General features: G+C 36.6%; 14 protein-coding genes. 9 read left to right on the top strand and 5 right to left on the bottom strand.

What is annotated here, in order from left to right:
- Window positions 1-75 precede the first annotated feature (75 nt).
- Both MHI10_RS19785 and MHI10_RS19780 read right to left on the bottom strand, forming a co-directional pair.
- Window positions 76-1,596: a succinate CoA transferase gene (locus tag MHI10_RS19785; RefSeq protein WP_340788525.1), complete on the bottom strand. Its 1,521-nt coding sequence runs from the start codon at window positions 1,594-1,596 to the stop codon at window positions 76-78.
- A 609-nt stretch (window positions 1,597-2,205) separates the two neighbouring features.
- Complete coding sequence (locus MHI10_RS19780; RefSeq protein WP_340788522.1) at window positions 2,206-2,856, bottom strand: LytTR family DNA-binding domain-containing protein; 651 nt, start codon at window positions 2,854-2,856, stop codon at window positions 2,206-2,208.
- A 567-nt stretch (window positions 2,857-3,423) separates the two neighbouring features.
- On the opposite strand from MHI10_RS19780, the gene MHI10_RS19775 reads away from it, so the two are divergent.
- From MHI10_RS19775 to MHI10_RS19760, 4 genes are all read left to right on the top strand, one after another.
- Window positions 3,424-4,218, top strand: a complete 795-nt coding sequence (locus MHI10_RS19775) for a helix-turn-helix transcriptional regulator (RefSeq protein WP_340788519.1) — start codon at window positions 3,424-3,426, stop codon at window positions 4,216-4,218.
- 412 nt (window positions 4,219-4,630) lie between these two features.
- Window positions 4,631-5,386: a membrane protein insertase YidC gene (gene yidC / locus MHI10_RS19770; RefSeq protein WP_340788517.1), complete on the top strand. Its 756-nt coding sequence runs from the start codon at window positions 4,631-4,633 to the stop codon at window positions 5,384-5,386.
- A 106-nt stretch (window positions 5,387-5,492) separates the two neighbouring features.
- Window positions 5,493-5,753 carry a hypothetical protein gene (locus MHI10_RS19765; RefSeq protein ID WP_340788515.1) on the top strand — a complete coding sequence of 87 codons (261 nt, stop codon included), beginning with the start codon at window positions 5,493-5,495 and terminating at the stop codon, window positions 5,751-5,753.
- Window positions 5,754-5,785: 32 nt separating this feature from the next.
- Window positions 5,786-6,712, top strand: a complete 927-nt coding sequence (locus tag MHI10_RS19760; protein WP_340788514.1) for a M15 family metallopeptidase — start codon at window positions 5,786-5,788, stop codon at window positions 6,710-6,712.
- Between the two features lie 64 nt (window positions 6,713-6,776).
- On the opposite strand, the gene cls is transcribed toward MHI10_RS19760, so the two are convergent.
- Complete coding sequence (gene cls / locus MHI10_RS19755; RefSeq protein WP_445683200.1) at window positions 6,777-8,261, bottom strand: cardiolipin synthase; 1,485 nt, start codon at window positions 8,259-8,261, stop codon at window positions 6,777-6,779.
- A gap of 98 nt (window positions 8,262-8,359) precedes the next feature.
- Entirely contained in the window at window positions 8,360-9,160 is an 801-nt protein-coding gene (locus tag MHI10_RS19750; RefSeq protein WP_340788511.1) for a YwqG family protein, read from the bottom strand.
- Window positions 9,161-9,710: 550 nt separating this feature from the next.
- Here MHI10_RS19750 and MHI10_RS19745 point away from each other — a divergent pair.
- Complete coding sequence (locus MHI10_RS19745) at window positions 9,711-9,848, top strand: Lmo0850 family protein (RefSeq protein ID WP_169793440.1); 138 nt, start codon at window positions 9,711-9,713, stop codon at window positions 9,846-9,848.
- Between the two features lie 106 nt (window positions 9,849-9,954).
- Here MHI10_RS19745 and MHI10_RS19740 read toward each other — a convergent pair whose 3' ends face one another.
- Entirely contained in the window at window positions 9,955-11,145 is a 1,191-nt protein-coding gene (locus MHI10_RS19740; protein ID WP_340788507.1) for an FtsW/RodA/SpoVE family cell cycle protein, read from the bottom strand.
- Between the two features lie 207 nt (window positions 11,146-11,352).
- Here MHI10_RS19740 and MHI10_RS19735 point away from each other — a divergent pair, with 207 nt between their 5' ends.
- The 4 genes from MHI10_RS19735 (at window position 11,353) to MHI10_RS19720 (ending at window position 15,413) form a co-directional block, all read left to right on the top strand.
- A complete protein-coding gene (locus MHI10_RS19735) occupies window positions 11,353-12,102 on the top strand; it encodes a hypothetical protein (RefSeq protein ID WP_340788506.1) in 750 nt (249 codons plus the stop codon).
- A 107-nt stretch (window positions 12,103-12,209) separates the two neighbouring features.
- Window positions 12,210-13,283, top strand: coding sequence for a D-alanine--D-alanine ligase (locus MHI10_RS19730; protein WP_340788505.1), 1,074 nt, complete (start codon window positions 12,210-12,212; stop codon window positions 13,281-13,283).
- 12 nt (window positions 13,284-13,295) lie between these two features.
- A complete protein-coding gene (locus MHI10_RS19725) occupies window positions 13,296-14,666 on the top strand; it encodes a UDP-N-acetylmuramoyl-tripeptide--D-alanyl-D-alanine ligase (RefSeq protein WP_340788504.1) in 1,371 nt (456 codons plus the stop codon).
- 54 nt (window positions 14,667-14,720) lie between these two features.
- Complete coding sequence (locus tag MHI10_RS19720) at window positions 14,721-15,413, top strand: alpha/beta hydrolase (protein ID WP_340788503.1); 693 nt, start codon at window positions 14,721-14,723, stop codon at window positions 15,411-15,413.
- The last annotated feature ends 268 nt before the right edge of the window (window positions 15,414-15,681 follow it).

The raw sequence follows: 15,681 nt of genomic DNA, 5'->3' as shown, positions 1-15,681 counted from the left end.
AAATTGCTAAAAAAACTGTGATATTCACAAAAAAAAGACACAATTCAATTGAATTGTGTCTTTTCCAATAAAAAATTAAGCTTTAACAACTTCTTTTTTCATTGTTTTGTTTTTAGCAAGGTTTACGTGCCAAGAAAGTGCTTCCTCTAGGATGTGAGGAGTATGTGCACCACCTGTTGCTTCAACTGCGCGGTCGTAGTAATCGCGTAATTGCTCTTTGAAATCTGGGTGTGCACAGTTTTCGATGATTAACTCAACACGCTCTTTTGGAGCAAGACCACGTAAGTCTGCAATCCCTTGCTCAGTTACGATTACATCTACATCATGTTCAGTGTGGTCTACGTGAGAAACCATTGGTACGATTGAAGAAATCGCGCCACCTTTTGCATATGATTTCGTTACGAAAATACCAAGACGAGCGTTACGAGCGAAGTCACCAGAACCGCCGATACCGTTCATCATTTTTGTACCTGAAACGTGTGTAGAGTTTACGTTACCGTAGATATCTAACTCAAGTGCCGTGTTAATAGAGATTAAACCTAAACGACGGATAACTTCTGGGTGGTTAGAAATTTCTTGTGGACGTAAGCAAATTTTATCAGCATACTTTTCTAAGTTGCCGTATACTTTTTTCTGTAATTCTTCTGTTAATGTAATTGAAGTTGCAGCAGCAAAGCGTACTTTACCAGCATCAATTAAGTTGAAAACTGCATCTTGTAATACTTCAGAAGCAACAACTAAGTTTTCGAACTCAGAATCAGCAAAGCCATCTAATACAGCGTTCGCAACAGATCCTACACCAGATTGTAATGGCATTAATTCATTTGTTAAACGACCCGCTTTAATTTCAGAACGGAAGAAGTCTAATAAAATGTTTGCCATGTTTTGAGTTTCCTCATCTGGAGGAACGATTAATGAAGGAGCATCTGGCTCTTCAGAAATAACGATTGCTTGGATTTTCTCAACTGGAACACGGATACCGATTTCACCGATACGTGTTTCAGCATTCATCATCGGAATTGCTTCACGTTTACCTTGTTCACCAGGAACGTAGATATCGTGGATACCAATTAATGCTTCTGGGTGAGAAATGTTTAACTCGATAATAATATTTTCTGCGTACTCAGCGAAAATTGGTGAGTTACCAACAGAGTTTGTTGGGATAATTAAGCCATCTTCAGTAATTGCAACAGCTTCTAAAATTAAGTGTTTAATTGGACCCATAATACCTTGACGTACTAATTCAGCATTGTGAGAAAGGTGAGCGTCTACGTATTTGATATCGCCTTTGTTAATTAAACCACGCATTACCGCATCCCCTTGGAACGGACCACGTTTGTTAATAACACCTGCAGCAGCAAGGTAGTTATCAACTTCAGGACCTAAAGAAGCCCCTGTATATACATCAATTTTAATTTGTTCAGTTTTAGCGCGTTCAGCTAAAGCCATTGGTACTACTTTTGCATCTCCAGCGCGAGTAAATCCAGACATACCTACTACTGTGCCATCTTGAATTAAAGCAGCAGCCTCTTGTGCAGATACGACCTTATCTGCTAATTGTTTTAAACCTAAACGTTTCTCAACTCGTGGATCCATATTAAAAATCCTCCCCTAAAAGTTTTTTGATGGTTGTGAGCTATTAGAAAATCTTTGAAAGAATTTTCTGTTTATTTAGCCAGATAACAATCTGACAGATAAGATAATAATATCATCAAATTGTCACATTTTCCCCTCATACAACATAAAAGCGCTTAAAAGGTGTATAAAAGGGAATAAACAAGTAGAACCGATGAATGAGGTGGGATTTGCAAAGTTTAAAATGAGCATGAGGTAGCAAAAATATACTATGTGTGTTGAAAAAAACATTCAAAAGTGCTATTTATCAAGAATGACTTATTAGGAAATTTCAAACATATGAGCGAATCTCGTTGTATAGACTATTCTATAAACAGGTTGGTGTGCTATTTTAACTTGATTCAGCAGAATCCCTACACTTCTATAATTTGGGATAAATGCTAAAAGGCGCAATTCTATTCAGTGGGGTTCAAACCCCGGCTGAATCAAGTTAAGCCCCGGCGGATATCACAGATTTTTAAGGGAGATTTTTCGAGCTAGCTCGAAAAAATCTGGACGCAATTACGCCGAGGCGTAATTGATCAATCAAAAAACGACTTGCACATTTACAAGTCGTTTTTGATATAGTCATTAGAAGCCTAAAGAACGTCGGAAGTAACTTGCGTAACGTTGGCTTACTGGAATACGTGTACCGTCTTTCATAATTAATAAGAATGTTGAGTGAGAATCTGGTTGGATCTCTTCAATAAAGTCAATATTGACGATGTATGAACGGTGACATCTAATGAATGAATCAGATGCTAAGAATAATTCTAAGTCGCTTAAGTTTAAGCGGTGGTAGCCTTCCCGGTGCATTGTTTTTACAAATGTTTTACGAAGTTGCGTTTCTAGGTAAATGACTTCGCTATGTTTAATTGGGTACCAGCAGTCATCGATTTTTACTGTGATATAATTGGTTAAAAATGGTGATGGCTTTTGTGGGAAAATGGCAGTAATTGCCCCTTTTGTTTCGCCTTCTTCGATAAGAGGGATACTCATACCATAGTAAGGAACACCGAAAACATCAGACTCGATATAAGAATTGATTTTTTGACCGTAAGCTAAAGCTTTATAAGCAGCGGAACCTTCTTTAATAGGGTCACCTGGTTTAATTTTTAGGTCGACTTTTTTGCTAGGTTGGTAGTAGAAATATTCACTTGTATCTGAGATAGCAATTGACGTATTTTCTGGGAAAAACTCTTTAATGACATCCATAATTTCTTCGATTTGTTTTGGATTCACTTCTAACACCTCTTTATAAGCATTTTAAACAATTATGAACTATTTTACTACATATTAAAAGCAATTAGGTTGGGAAGATTTTTTTTGCTATACCGAAAGGATAAATTCTTTTAAAACTGTTTATAGTAGCATATTAATATATGGATGCTTATTGGATAAAAAGGTGATAAATGTATGTATATTTATGTGGGAATTTTAAGGAATAATAGCGTCATTTGAAAAAAGAGGGAATCGGTTGATATTTTAGAACTATTCGAATTGTTAAAATTAGGTTGTAAGAAAAACATAAATTATGGTAATATTCACTATAGTTACTAAAACGTGAATAAGTCATTAAATGCAAAGAAATATTGCATTAGAAATGTGAACTAAAATGATGAATAATAGCTTCACTTTACATAATTATATAAAATACATAGTTTTTACTTATTCATAACATTTCAATATAACATTCAAAGATCAAATTACTTTTGGCTGATAGGGGCATCATCCTTCACTATATTGCATGTAAGATGTTTGTCTAAAGAATAACAGAATATTTATGTCTGAAGAAAGATGGGATAATCTATGCAACTACATCAACATTCAATATCTGAAACGATATCGAAAAGGTATTTTCAGGAAATTGATAGTATTAATCAATACGTGGGTATTGAGGATTTTTATGTATTGGAGTCGAAGCTTTTATTTGAAGTTTATCATTTAGAAGCAACGAAAGCGAAGAAGACTTTACATGAGATTATTGATATTTTATCTGCGCGTTTTGGCAAGCAGGTTATTAAAGTTGTGCGTCACTACTTCATTACTATCTCATCGATTGTTGCGCGTAAACTGCTTGATAATCAAGTTCCATCGAAAAAAGCATTTGCATTTAATTTAGCATGCGCAGATATGATTGAAAATTCAATGAAGGATGCTGAGTTTTTACAATTTGCGGATGATTTAATTGATTTTTACGTGTATTTTATTGCAGATCGTAAGCAGCCAACATTCCGCCATCAAACGGTTAATAAAGTAATTATGTATATTAATGATGAACTTGAAAACGATTTAACAGTTGAGAGCATTGCCGCGAACTTCCATATTAGTACAAGTCATTTATCACGAATATTCCGTGAACATGTGGGGATTACATTAGTAGAGTATTTAAATGTGCGCCGAGTAGAAGAATCTCAATATTATTTGCGCCATACTAATAAGGGAATCACATCTATTTCTGAACAATTCCATTTTTGCAATCAAAGCTATTTCACGCGAATTTTCAAAAAGTATACAGGTGTAACGCCAAAGCATTTCCGTGATGAGCTTCACCATGAATTTTACCGTTTTGAAATGATTGAAATCGAGTATGAGAATGCCTAAAATAGAATGGATAGTACAAGCTTGACGATGTGTTTATTGTAAGAAGTAATTAAGTTGAAAAATGAAATAGAAACCTTATAAACTCTGCACTACAAACTGTTGTAAAGGCGATTTTTTGCCTAAAGTCAACAAATTGTGAGTGCAGTTTTTTGTTGTGAGGGAAATTTAGTTGAAGATGTGCCTGTGATTTTATGTTTTGTTAAAAGTGCGTTATACTTCAAAATAGTTTAACTTATTTCAGCGTACATCCCGAGAGCTTCAGGGGGGAGTTAAACAAGTTTCCCCGGCGGATGTCGCAGGTTTTTAAGCAAGTAGGAAGTTAGCCAAAAGACGCCTCGTCCTATGGTCCTGAGCTCGGAAAAGTCTGGACTAAAGTTAATTGAGGCGTAATTAATTGATGAGAAGGTGAACGATGAAACGATGGAAGTTATTTGTTCTATTCGCTATGACAACTATTGTATTAACAGGTTGTCAGTCTGTGGAAAATGGAGAGGGCTTTTTTTATAGTACTTTTGTAAAACCGATGAATTTTTTATTAGACTTTTTTGGAAATACTCTTTTTAATGGAAGTTATGGATTAGCCATTATTACAATCACAATACTCATTCGATTAATTTTAATGCCCTTTATGTTGAAGAACTATCGCTCTCAAGCGGTTATGCGTGTGAAGATGGATGAAATTAAGCCGAAAATGGATGAAATTCAGAAAAAGTTAAAAGCAGTTGAATCCAAAGAAGAACAAATGACGCTCCAGCAAGAAATGATGCAAGTTTACCGAAATGCAGGCGTTAATCCAATCAATATGGGTTGTTTACCAATTCTCATTCAATTACCAATTATTATGGGGTTATATTTTGCCATTTCACATTCTGCTGATGTAAAATCACATGAGTTTTTATGGTTTAGTTTAGGGTCACCAGATATGATTATGACGGCGGTTGCCGGAATTATTTACTTTATCCAATCAAAAGTTTCATTAGCAACAGTTCCGGAAGCTCAAAAAGCTCAGATGAAGCTAATGATGTATATTTCACCGATAATGATTGTATTCATTTCATATTCTTCCATGGCCGCGCTCCCTTTATATTGGTCTGTTGGGGGAATTATATTAATTGTACAAACGTATATCGGAAAAAGGTATTATTCAGATTTACCAAAACAAAGCTAAACCAAAAAGGTCGGGGCAATGATGTGCCTCGATTTTTTAGCAGTTAAGTAACAAGAGGTATGTTGTGCCAGTTGATGCAAGGTGTGCCCAATTAAAGGAGAAAAGAATGAAGAAAATTAAGAACGAGAAAGCCATTTCGCTATTATTAGTAGCAGCCGCAAGTTTTTCGGCGCTATATTTTATTATTCAACGAAATATGAATGCCGCAATTTTATCGATGACAATTATGTTTACGTTAACGAACTTTTTTAGGTCCCGTACGTTTAAAGAACAAGGTCACGAAAAAGAATCAAAATGGATGAAAAAGATGTCGATAACTTTTGCCGTTTTATCTGTACTCGTATTAATCATCATGATAGCTGGCTGAGAATAGTAGGGTTCTAGGGGAAGGTGAATAAGATGAAATCAAATAAGAAGAAAAGTAGCCCGATTGTTGCGGGTGCCATCATCTCATTGTTACTCATTATTGCAATCATTGGCTCGGTCATTTATAAATACGATGTCGCGAATCGAGATGTGGCAAATGAAAATGATGCAGTAACAGGACAAGTGCCACCGGATGATGGTGAACAAGAGCCATCAAACGATAAATTGGATTTAAACACGGGAGAACCAGAACAACCACAAACAACGCCCAATGAAGGCAATGATCCAAAAGAAGGTAATACAGATTCACCAAATACCCCACCAGCAAGTGCGAATGGCGATGGAACTACGGGTTTAAAAAGTGAAACAGATGCACCAAAGGAACATGAAGTTGTGAAAAAGGAAAATGGTTATATCGTTGGCCAACAGCCTGCGAAAGAACCGACATATGTAGAAAATATTTTAATTGCGAATAAAAAATACCCTTTACCAGCTACTTTCAATGAAGGGGAATCAGCTAAAGCACGCGCGGCGCTGGACGAGATGATTGCCGCGGCAGGCCAACAAGGATATACACTCGTAGCTTTTAGTGGTTTTCGTTCATACGAATACCAAACGGATCTATACAATCGTTATGTAAACCGTGATGGTAAAGATGCTGCTGATCGTTATAGTGCTCGCCCAGGCTATTCTGAGCATCAAACAGGCTTAACGTTTGATATTGGGGAGAAGGGCAAAGAAGACTTATGGTTAACGAGTGAGTTTGGTGAAACACCAGCTGGAAAATGGTTAGCGACCAATGCACATAAATATGGGTTTATTTTACGTTATCCAGAAGGGAAGGAAGACATTACTGGCTATATGTATGAGTCATGGCATTTTCGTTATTTAGAAGGAGACACGGCAACGAAGGTATATGATGCAGGTGTCACATTGGAAGAATATTTAGGGATAGAGTAAAATAGCACTACAAAAAAGGGTATTCTGACATCGCGTCAGAATACCTTTTTTTGTTGGATCATAGTTATAAAATAGGAGAGAGCAATCTTGAAAGAGACTCTTTAAACTTTATAAGATTTGAACGGTTTGCATAAATTTCTGGCGTAAGCTCCGAGCAGTCTAATATGTCCGATTCAAAAAGTTCAGCTAGCTGGTGGGCAAGTATGCGGTCGTAAATTAAGGCATTCACCTCAAAGTTTAAACTAAAGCTACGCACATCAATATTTGCGGTACCAACTGAAGCGACCTCATCATCAACGACAATCATTTTTGCATGAATAAATCCTTTTTCATAATGGTAAACTTTTGCTCCAGCTTGAACAAGTTGCCCAACATATGAATAGGTTGCCCAGTAGACGAAAAGATGGTCTGGTTTATTTGGTATCATAATACGTACATCTACCCCCGACAAAGCAGCAATGCGAATCGCATCCATAAAGGCATCATCTGGAATGAAGTAAGGTGATTGAATATAGACAAATTTTTGGGCGTTGGAAATTAACCGTAAGTAATTATTTTTTATAACTTCCCATTCCGTATCAGGTCCACTCGAAACAATTTGCAAAGCGACATTCCCTTTTTGCGGGATGATGGGGAAGTAACGATCGGAATATTCGATTTGATGATGAGTACTAGCTTGATTCCAATCGAGTAAAAAACGTGTTTGTAAAGGGTGTACAGCGCTTCCTTCAATGCGTAAATGTGTATCGCGCCAATAGCCAAATCGATCCGATAAACCTAAATATTCATCTCCTACATTAAAACCACCTGTATAACCGATACGTCCATCAATGACAACAATTTTGCGGTGATTTCGGAAATTTAAACGGGGGTTGATGAGCGGAAGGATAGATGGAAAAAAGACTTCTACCTCGGCACCCAACTCCATTAAACCTTTGAAATGATGCTTTTTTACACGACGTGAACCCATTTCGTCGTATAAAATACGTATTTTTACACCTTGCCTCGCCTTTTTTTTGAGGGCATTTAAAATGCGCTGTCCTAAATTATCCAGCTTGAAAATATAGTATTGGATATGGATATGGTTTTTTGCCGCAAGAATGTCGTGAATTAAGGCTTCGAACTTGTCGCTCCCATCACTAAAAACTTTGATATCATTGTCCTGCGTCAAAACGGCATGATTGGTTGTTAAATTCATATAAATTAAGTGATTGTATTCTTTCATATGTTCTGTGCGAAATTCGAGCTCATCATTTTTAATCGCTTCAACTTGATAACTAATCAGTTTATCGATGCCGATATCTTTTTGACCGTCCCAGCGAAATAAATGTTTTTTTCGAAGTTGTCGCCCTAAAAGTAAATATAAAACAAATCCGAAAAATGGTATGAAAAATAACACGAGTAACCATGCCCACGTAGAGGAAGGCTTTTTACGCTCTAAAAAAATAATGACTAATGCAAATAAAATATTTAAAAGCATAACGATAGGGAAAATGGATTTATAATCAAAAAGTGCACTCAAAGTTTCACCTTCTTTAGCTATTTTCATATCATTATACCGTATTCTTCAATTGCTTAATATGAGACAATTGTGAAAAAAAGGGTTACCTGCATTGTTACGCATACAATAAAGGCAACTTCGATTTTTTAATACTCCTCTAAATGAAAATAAATATCTGAGAAGTCGAGCCGCTGCAATTTCTCCGAATTAATAAAAAAGCTAATGATACCACTATCACCCCACATAATTTGTTGTTCATCATTCGACACAATTTGTAAGAGTAATGTGTCATAATGTTGTAAATGCGGAAATGACTCTCTAAAGTCATGTTCAATAAAATAGGGATAGCCCCCAATTTTGTGATCCGCTGCTAAATAATTTACTAAATAAATATCATGAAAAGAGCGTTCATCTAATGTAATAAATTCATTCATGATAGCTTGGTTGAAATAATTCTTTAAACGATAATCCATTATAGAAACTGGTTCGAATGATTGATTAAAATGTAGTTTCATTTCTTGCCTAATTGGGAAGCAACGAAAATCCGCGCGATTCATATAAGAAAAATCAAGTTCATAAGTGTCATCTATTTCATTTAGTAAAACATATTGCACGTGGAAGTAATGCCGCGCAGCGTTAGGCTTTACTTGTGAGGAGCATTGCTGAGAAATATAAAATTGCAATATTCCCTTCAGCGGAAATGGGTGATCTAGCTGAAACTCAGAAAAGTTAATTTGCGCGAGTAATCGCATAAACTGCCCATCGTCATCTTTAGGGTGTGTAATTCCTTTAGGTAAATACGGAATACCCGCAAACTTACTTTCATGTATAAGAGTTGCATATTTTAAAGGTTCAATAATAGCGACTTGGGTTGCGGAGCCTTTTAAGTAGTTATGAAAATGAATCAATTCTTTTGGGATAAAAATATCCTTTTTAACATCCCTCATAGAATCCCTCCTCGTAAGTAATATCGGAATAGTGTGGAAATAGTTATTCTCCACAGAAAGTTGCGTAATACTACAATATTTCCCCTTGTATTTGTCATTAAACATGATTAAAATTTAGTAATAAAGGGTTTTTACTATGGCTGTAGTGGAAATGTGTAAAATGCATTATTTCTCCACTCAAAAATAATAAAAATCATATCGTTTTAAGAAAGATATCTTAAAAAATAAGTCGATAGTTATAACGGATAATTTTTTAGTTATTAATGAAAATGACAGCATAAGATTTACTTCGGGAAATTTCAGAGAAAGAATGTTTACATTAAATGTAATAAGGTTATACTCAAAGTGAAAGTTTTTACATTTGTAACAAAATTGAAAGATTTTCCGATGTAAATAAGTGGTATGATGAAGATGTAGAAGGTCAGACCTTTGAGATCTTTCGAAGAGGTTCCTGACAAATTGAGCGGCGGATTATGCAGAGGCTGCTTGGAACTTTAATTTTAATGATTCGTTATATATTTTACTTAAGGAAAGGTTGAGGTGTAGAGAAATGGCGAAAGAGATTGATTTAAAACGTATTGTTACAAACTTATCTAAATTAGGTGTTACGGCGACAGTTACGAAATCTCGTATCGAACTTTTAAAAGTTTTAACACCACCAACACAAACTCCACAAACACAAAATTGATTAAATACTAAAGACGCCCATTGATTCTAAAAAATCAGTGGGCGTCTTTAAGCATAAAAAAGACAACTGGCGCGACTTTTATAAGTTGCACAAGTTGTCTTTTCTTTTAGTCTTCTTCCGGATCATTTGCAGAGAACATATACGTGCGGTAATGGAACTTCATACCAAACACAAGTCCGATTGCAAGTGCATTCCCCATTAACGAACTACCACCGTAACTTAAAAACGGTAGAGGTATACCGGTAATAGGTAATAATTGAATTGTCATTCCGATATTTTCAAAAACGTGGAACGTAATCATCGCAATAATCCCTGCACAAACGTATGTACAGAAAGGATCTTTTAGTAAAAGTGTTGTCTTTGTTAAATGATAAATTAATAGGAAGAATAGACAGATAACCGCACTTGCACCGATAAAGCCCCATTCTTCTCCGATCACTGCAAAAATAAAGTCTGTATGATTTTCAGCGACATATACTTCACGACCTTGATAGCCTTTCCCGAAAACTTCACCTGAGCCAATTGCATTTAATGAAGTGATTAAATGATAGCCATCAGATGTGGCGTAAGAATAAGGATCTAACCAAGAGTAAATCCGTGCAGCTTGATAGGACTGGAATCCAAATGTTTTTTCTAGGAAGTCTTGCATATAAACAGCCATCCATAGTAACGAACCACCAAGTGCAGCTGCTCCCCCAAAGAGCGGGAGAATAATTTTCCAAGAAACACCTGCAACAATGATGAGGGCTGCTGTAATCGCAAGAAACACAAGTGATGAACCTAAATCGGGTTGGAGCATAATTAATGCTAAGGGTACTGCTAAAGTTAATCCAATTTTTAAAAGAAGCATAAAATCTGTCTTCAATGTTTTTGTCGGATTGGCAACATGGTGCGTGCTAATTAAATATGCGGCTGCAAGAATATAAAAGGTTTTCATAAATTCTGCTGGCTGTATACTCCCAATTGGCGTTGCAAACCAACTTTGTGCCCCATTTCGGAATATCGTTAATCCAGTTGACGGGGGAATGATTACTACTGCGGCAAGCAAAGCTATTCCAAACCAGTAAAATGGCCATGCAAGCCTCTTATATTGATCAGGATCAAAGTACATAACGAATGCAACGATGAATGCGCCAATCATATAATTTAAAATTTGTTTGGGGACGAAATTTTCCCCATATTGCCCCGATGTTTGGGCAGAAGAAATCGCCAATAAACTAACACAAAGAAAAATTATTAATATAATGGCGAGTGGCCAGTCAAAACGTTTATTGAAACTAAGTTTATTTGTATCCATTCGTTTCACCTTATCATCTAAAAATATTTATTTCTATTAAAAAAGAAGCACTTTTGTAACTCGTTTAACTTTATCATATTCCACAGAAAATTACTTTAGGAAGCTCATTGTAAAAGTTGTGACGAAACAGCGCAGAAAATGTTTCAAATTCGTTCGATAAGTCATATAATAATCATACATAATTGTGTTTAAAGGGGCGTGTGTGTTGTGGCAAAGAAATTGAAATCCGCAGAAGATTTTATGCATCATTTATATATACATATGAATGACGTGGATCATTTTGTAATTTTTAGCGGCATTTCGCTAAAACAATTTTTACCTGCATTAGAATCTGTAAAAAATGTTTTACTTTTAAAACACGCATACGAAGATGGCTCTTTTAATATGCATACGCAATTTGACTTTGTAAGCAGTGAAGAGATGCAAGGTTTTTTAAAAACGGAACAGGATTTGAAAAACGACCTTTGTTGGATTGATTTTACGACAGAAAAAAATGTGGATACATTAACGCCGCTGGAACAAGCTGAGTTGCTTTATTTCAGTCATAAACGTGAGCCGTTAACGACACCGTTCATAGGTAAATTGCAAAATCGATATGCCTACTATTCTTCCATATCCGATAAAATGACGAAAGTGTATTTTCGTTTTATCGGAGACTCTGAATTATTAGTAGCGAATTTATTCAATCAAATGATCAAGGAAAAAGAAGGTGTAGGAAGCTTTTGGCGCAGAAAAAATAAAGATAATTTGCCAGTAATGGACCCTTCAACATTGCGTTTATATAGACCGTTTGTGAAGGAAGGCGCATTATTATCTCTATATAAACTAGACAAACCGAGTGCTCATTATGGAATTGAGATTCGCACGTTAGCGGATTATAATTTTCCAGATGAAGTATGGGATGATTTAGATGAACTATTAAAACTTAGCTATGATGAACTAATACAAATCAGTTAACACTCACAGCTGCTGCAGTGAGTGTTTTTAATGAATATGATGAAACGTAATCCGTATCGGTAAAGATTCGTGATACACTATGCTTAGAAAAAAATGGAGGTCGCAAAATGAAAAAAAGAATCGGTTTATTGTATGGAGGGAAGTCTGCGGAACATGAAGTCTCGTTGTCGACGGCACAGGCTGTAACGCAAGCTTTGAATTTTAATGAATATGATGTACATCCGATTTTTATTACATTGGATGGCGAATGGCGTGTAGGACCTCAATTAATAGAACCAGCACAATCGTCTGAACAATTACAATTTGATACAACGGCAGATTATGCTGCGAATAATATTAGACAATTTATTGAAGCGCATATGGAAAACCCTTTTGATGTTATATTCCCGTTACTGCACGGAACGAATGGTGAAGATGGTACCGTTCAAGGGCTTTTAGATGTTTTAAATATCCCTTATGTAGGCAACAGCGTACTTAGTTCGGCTGCTGGGATGGATAAGGTCGTGATGAAGCAGTTATTCGAAATGGCGGATTTACCTCAATTACCATATGTGTACTTCATTCGCAGTGAGTGGGAAGGCGATCGTACAGAATGGATTAAGAAGTGCGAACGAAAACTTGGCTACCCAATGTTCGTCAAGCCAGCAAATTTAGGTTCAAGTGTCGGTATTAGCAAAGCAACAAATACACAAGAATTAGAAAAGGCTGTTCAATTTGCTCTTCAATATGATCGTAAAATCGTTGTGGAGCAAGGAGTTATTGCCCGGGAAATCGAGCTTGCCGTACTTGGAAACGATACACCAGAAGTTTCAGTAGCGGGAGAAATCAAACCAGTAACGGAATTTTATGATTATGATTCAAAATATAAAGATGGCTCAACGGTATTAATCATTCCAGCTGAACTACAAGGGAATGTATATCAAGATTTAGTCGGTATGGCGAAAAAGGCATTTAAAGCAATTGATGGGTCAGGTTTAGTGCGGGCTGACTTTTTCGTGACTGTGGATAATAAAATATATATTAATGAAGTAAACACGATGCCTGGATTTACACCAGTAAGTATGTACCCGCTATTATGGCAGCATACAGCCGTAACGTATCCGCAATTAATCGATCAATTAATTGCCTTAGCCGTAGAGCGTCATACAGAAAAACAAAAGCTCCAATACAAAAGAGATTGAGTGGGATAAAGAGTGAAAAAAAACTTACAGCAACTTGCAACGTGGTTAAAAATTGAACAGCAATTATTTCAAGATACGATCGTAACAGGGATTTCGATTGATACGCGTACGATTCAGCCAGGCGATTTATTTATCCCTTTTCGAGGTGAGGCGGTCAATGGGCATCGTTTTGTCGAGCAAGCATTTGAAAAAGGGGCAGCCGCTTCTTTATGGATGAAGGACGAACCGAATCCACCCGCAAACTACCCATTAATTTTCATTGATGATCCGGAAGTGGCGTTGCAGGAAATGGCGATTGCTTACCGTAACGAACATCAAGCGACGTTTATTGGTATTACTGGTTCAAACGGGAAAACTTCATCAAAAGACATTTTAGCAAGTGCGCTCGCGCCGTATTATAAAGTGCAAAAAACGATTGGTAATTTTAATAATCAACTAGGTTTACCGATTACAATTTTGCAATTAGATGAAGATACGGAAATCTCTGTGCTTGAGATGGGGATGAGCGGCTTTGGTGAAATTGAATATTTAACGAAATTAGCACGTCCTCATTATGCGATTATTACAAATATCGGGGAAGCACATATGCAAGATTTAGGCTCCCGTGAAGGAATTGCACAGGCAAAATTTGAAGTTGTTCAAGGTTTAGAACCAGATGGCATACTGTTTTTTGATGGTGACGAGCCATTACTCCAACAGTTAATAGCAAAAAATGAAAATTTACAAACGCAATCATTTGGTTTTACGAAAGAGCAAAATTTAATCGCTTCAAACATTCATACATCAGAGTCGGGAAGTCACTTCCACGTAGAAGGATTAATTGATGGAGATTTTTTCATTTCTGTTTTAGGTGAACATCAAGTGAAAAATACATTAAGCGCGATGCTTGTCAGTAAAGCGCTTGGTTTAACGGATGAACAAATTCGAACGGCGTTAAAACAGGCTACTTTAACAGATATGCGTATGCAGCTCATGCCAGTTGGCAATAAATTATTTATTAATGACGCCTATAATGCTGCACCAACTTCGATGCATGCCGCGATTCATTTTATCCAGCAAACTGAGATTCGCGATGAGAAATGGTTAGTGCTTGGCGATATGTTGGAGCTTGGGCAAGATGAACAGCGTTACCACGAGGAAATTGCAAAAGTAATTGATTCTGACAAGACGACGTATGTTTGTCTATTCGGCCCCCGTATGAAGTGGCTTTATGAGAAATTACAAACGGTCTTTGATGAGCAGCACCTTCTCTATACGGAAGAAGATTATGCAATCATTATCGAGAAAATTAAACTGCACGCAACTAAGCAATCATTACTATTAGTAAAAGGTTCGCGCGGTATGCAGTTGGAGAATATTATAAAAGGCGTCGAGTTAGCATAATGCTAGCTCAACGCCTTTTTGTACATATCACATTGGATGATTGGAGTGGATTAAATGTCGATTGGCATACTTTTTTTACACGGATTTTCCGGTGGACCGTATGAAGTTCAGCCATTTGCCGATTATGTCCAAGAAAAAACAGAATGGCTTATAGCGATTCCAACATTATCGGGTCATGGTGAAGCAGAGGATTTAGCAATGAAGGGATATAAAGCGCATAATTGGTTAATGGACGCTGAAATTGCGTACCGCCGATTGGCAAAGCAAGTAGATGAAATTATCATTGTTGGTTTTTCGATGGGGGGCGTCATTGCCATGTATTTGGCAACGCGCTACAAGGTGAAGAAGTTAGTACTATTAAGTGCTGCTGCAAAATATATAAGCCCATCACAATTAGTGAAAGACTTCCGTTTAGTCGCGACAGATGCAATGCATAAAAACTTGCAAGATAACGAATTATTTGCTCGCTATAAATTTAAATTTTTGAACGTCCCATTTAGTGCAACTGTAGAATTTATGAAAGTTGTTCAAAAAACAGCGCCCTACATTAAAAATATAAAATGTCCAACATTTATTGTACAAGGATTATTGGATGGCATTGTGCCGAGCCAAACTGCGCGAATACTGCATGACCAAATTCAATCAAAGGAAAAACTGTTGTATCTTTCAGCATGTGGCAAGCATCATATTTGTTATAGTGATGATTGTGAAGAATGGTTTGAGAAAGTGCTGAATTTTTTAACTTGATTCAGCAGAATTGGGGAACAAAGGCAAAACCCGTCACGTCCTGTGACAACGCCTTTGTGATCAACATCGTGTTGACCCAAGTCCCGGCGGATGTCATAGATTTTTGAAGGAAGAAGGATGTCAGCCTAAAAACGTCACAGAGAATGAATAAACAGTTTATTTAGATACAAGCATTATCATTGCATACTGCTACAACCCATGTTAGACTGATGTAAGCAATGGATACATTTTGTACGAGGACTCTTCAGACTTTATTGATGAAGAGTAC

Origin of the sequence: Solibacillus sp. FSL K6-1523 (assembly GCF_038005225.1) — a bacterium.
Taxonomy (GTDB): Bacteria; Bacillota; Bacilli; order Bacillales_A; family Planococcaceae; genus Solibacillus.
This window is presented reverse-complemented; position numbering and strand designations above follow the sequence as displayed.

Bases quoted from the DNA above. Each gene is read 5' to 3' on its own strand.
- MHI10_RS19785 (WP_340788525.1), bottom strand. From the start codon at position 1,596: ATGGATCCACGAGTTGAGAAACGTTTAGGTTTAAAACAATTAGCAGAT.
- MHI10_RS19745 (WP_169793440.1), top strand. From the start codon at position 9,711: ATGGCGAAAGAGATTGATTTAAAACGTATTGTTACAAACTTATCTAAA.
- yidC (WP_340788517.1), top strand. From the start codon at position 4,631: ATGAAACGATGGAAGTTATTTGTTCTATTCGCTATGACAACTATTGTA.
- MHI10_RS19775 (WP_340788519.1), top strand. From the start codon at position 3,424: ATGCAACTACATCAACATTCAATATCTGAAACGATATCGAAAAGGTAT.
- MHI10_RS19730 (WP_340788505.1), top strand. From the start codon at position 12,210: ATGAAAAAAAGAATCGGTTTATTGTATGGAGGGAAGTCTGCGGAACAT.
- MHI10_RS19750 (WP_340788511.1), bottom strand. From the start codon at position 9,160: ATGAGGGATGTTAAAAAGGATATTTTTATCCCAAAAGAATTGATTCAT.
- MHI10_RS19765 (WP_340788515.1), top strand. From the start codon at position 5,493: ATGAAGAAAATTAAGAACGAGAAAGCCATTTCGCTATTATTAGTAGCA.
- MHI10_RS19740 (WP_340788507.1), bottom strand. From the start codon at position 11,145: ATGGATACAAATAAACTTAGTTTCAATAAACGTTTTGACTGGCCACTC.
- cls (WP_445683200.1), bottom strand. From the start codon at position 8,261: ATGAAAATAGCTAAAGAAGGTGAAACTTTGAGTGCACTTTTTGATTAT.
- MHI10_RS19720 (WP_340788503.1), top strand. From the start codon at position 14,721: ATGTCGATTGGCATACTTTTTTTACACGGATTTTCCGGTGGACCGTAT.
- MHI10_RS19760 (WP_340788514.1), top strand. From the start codon at position 5,786: ATGAAATCAAATAAGAAGAAAAGTAGCCCGATTGTTGCGGGTGCCATC.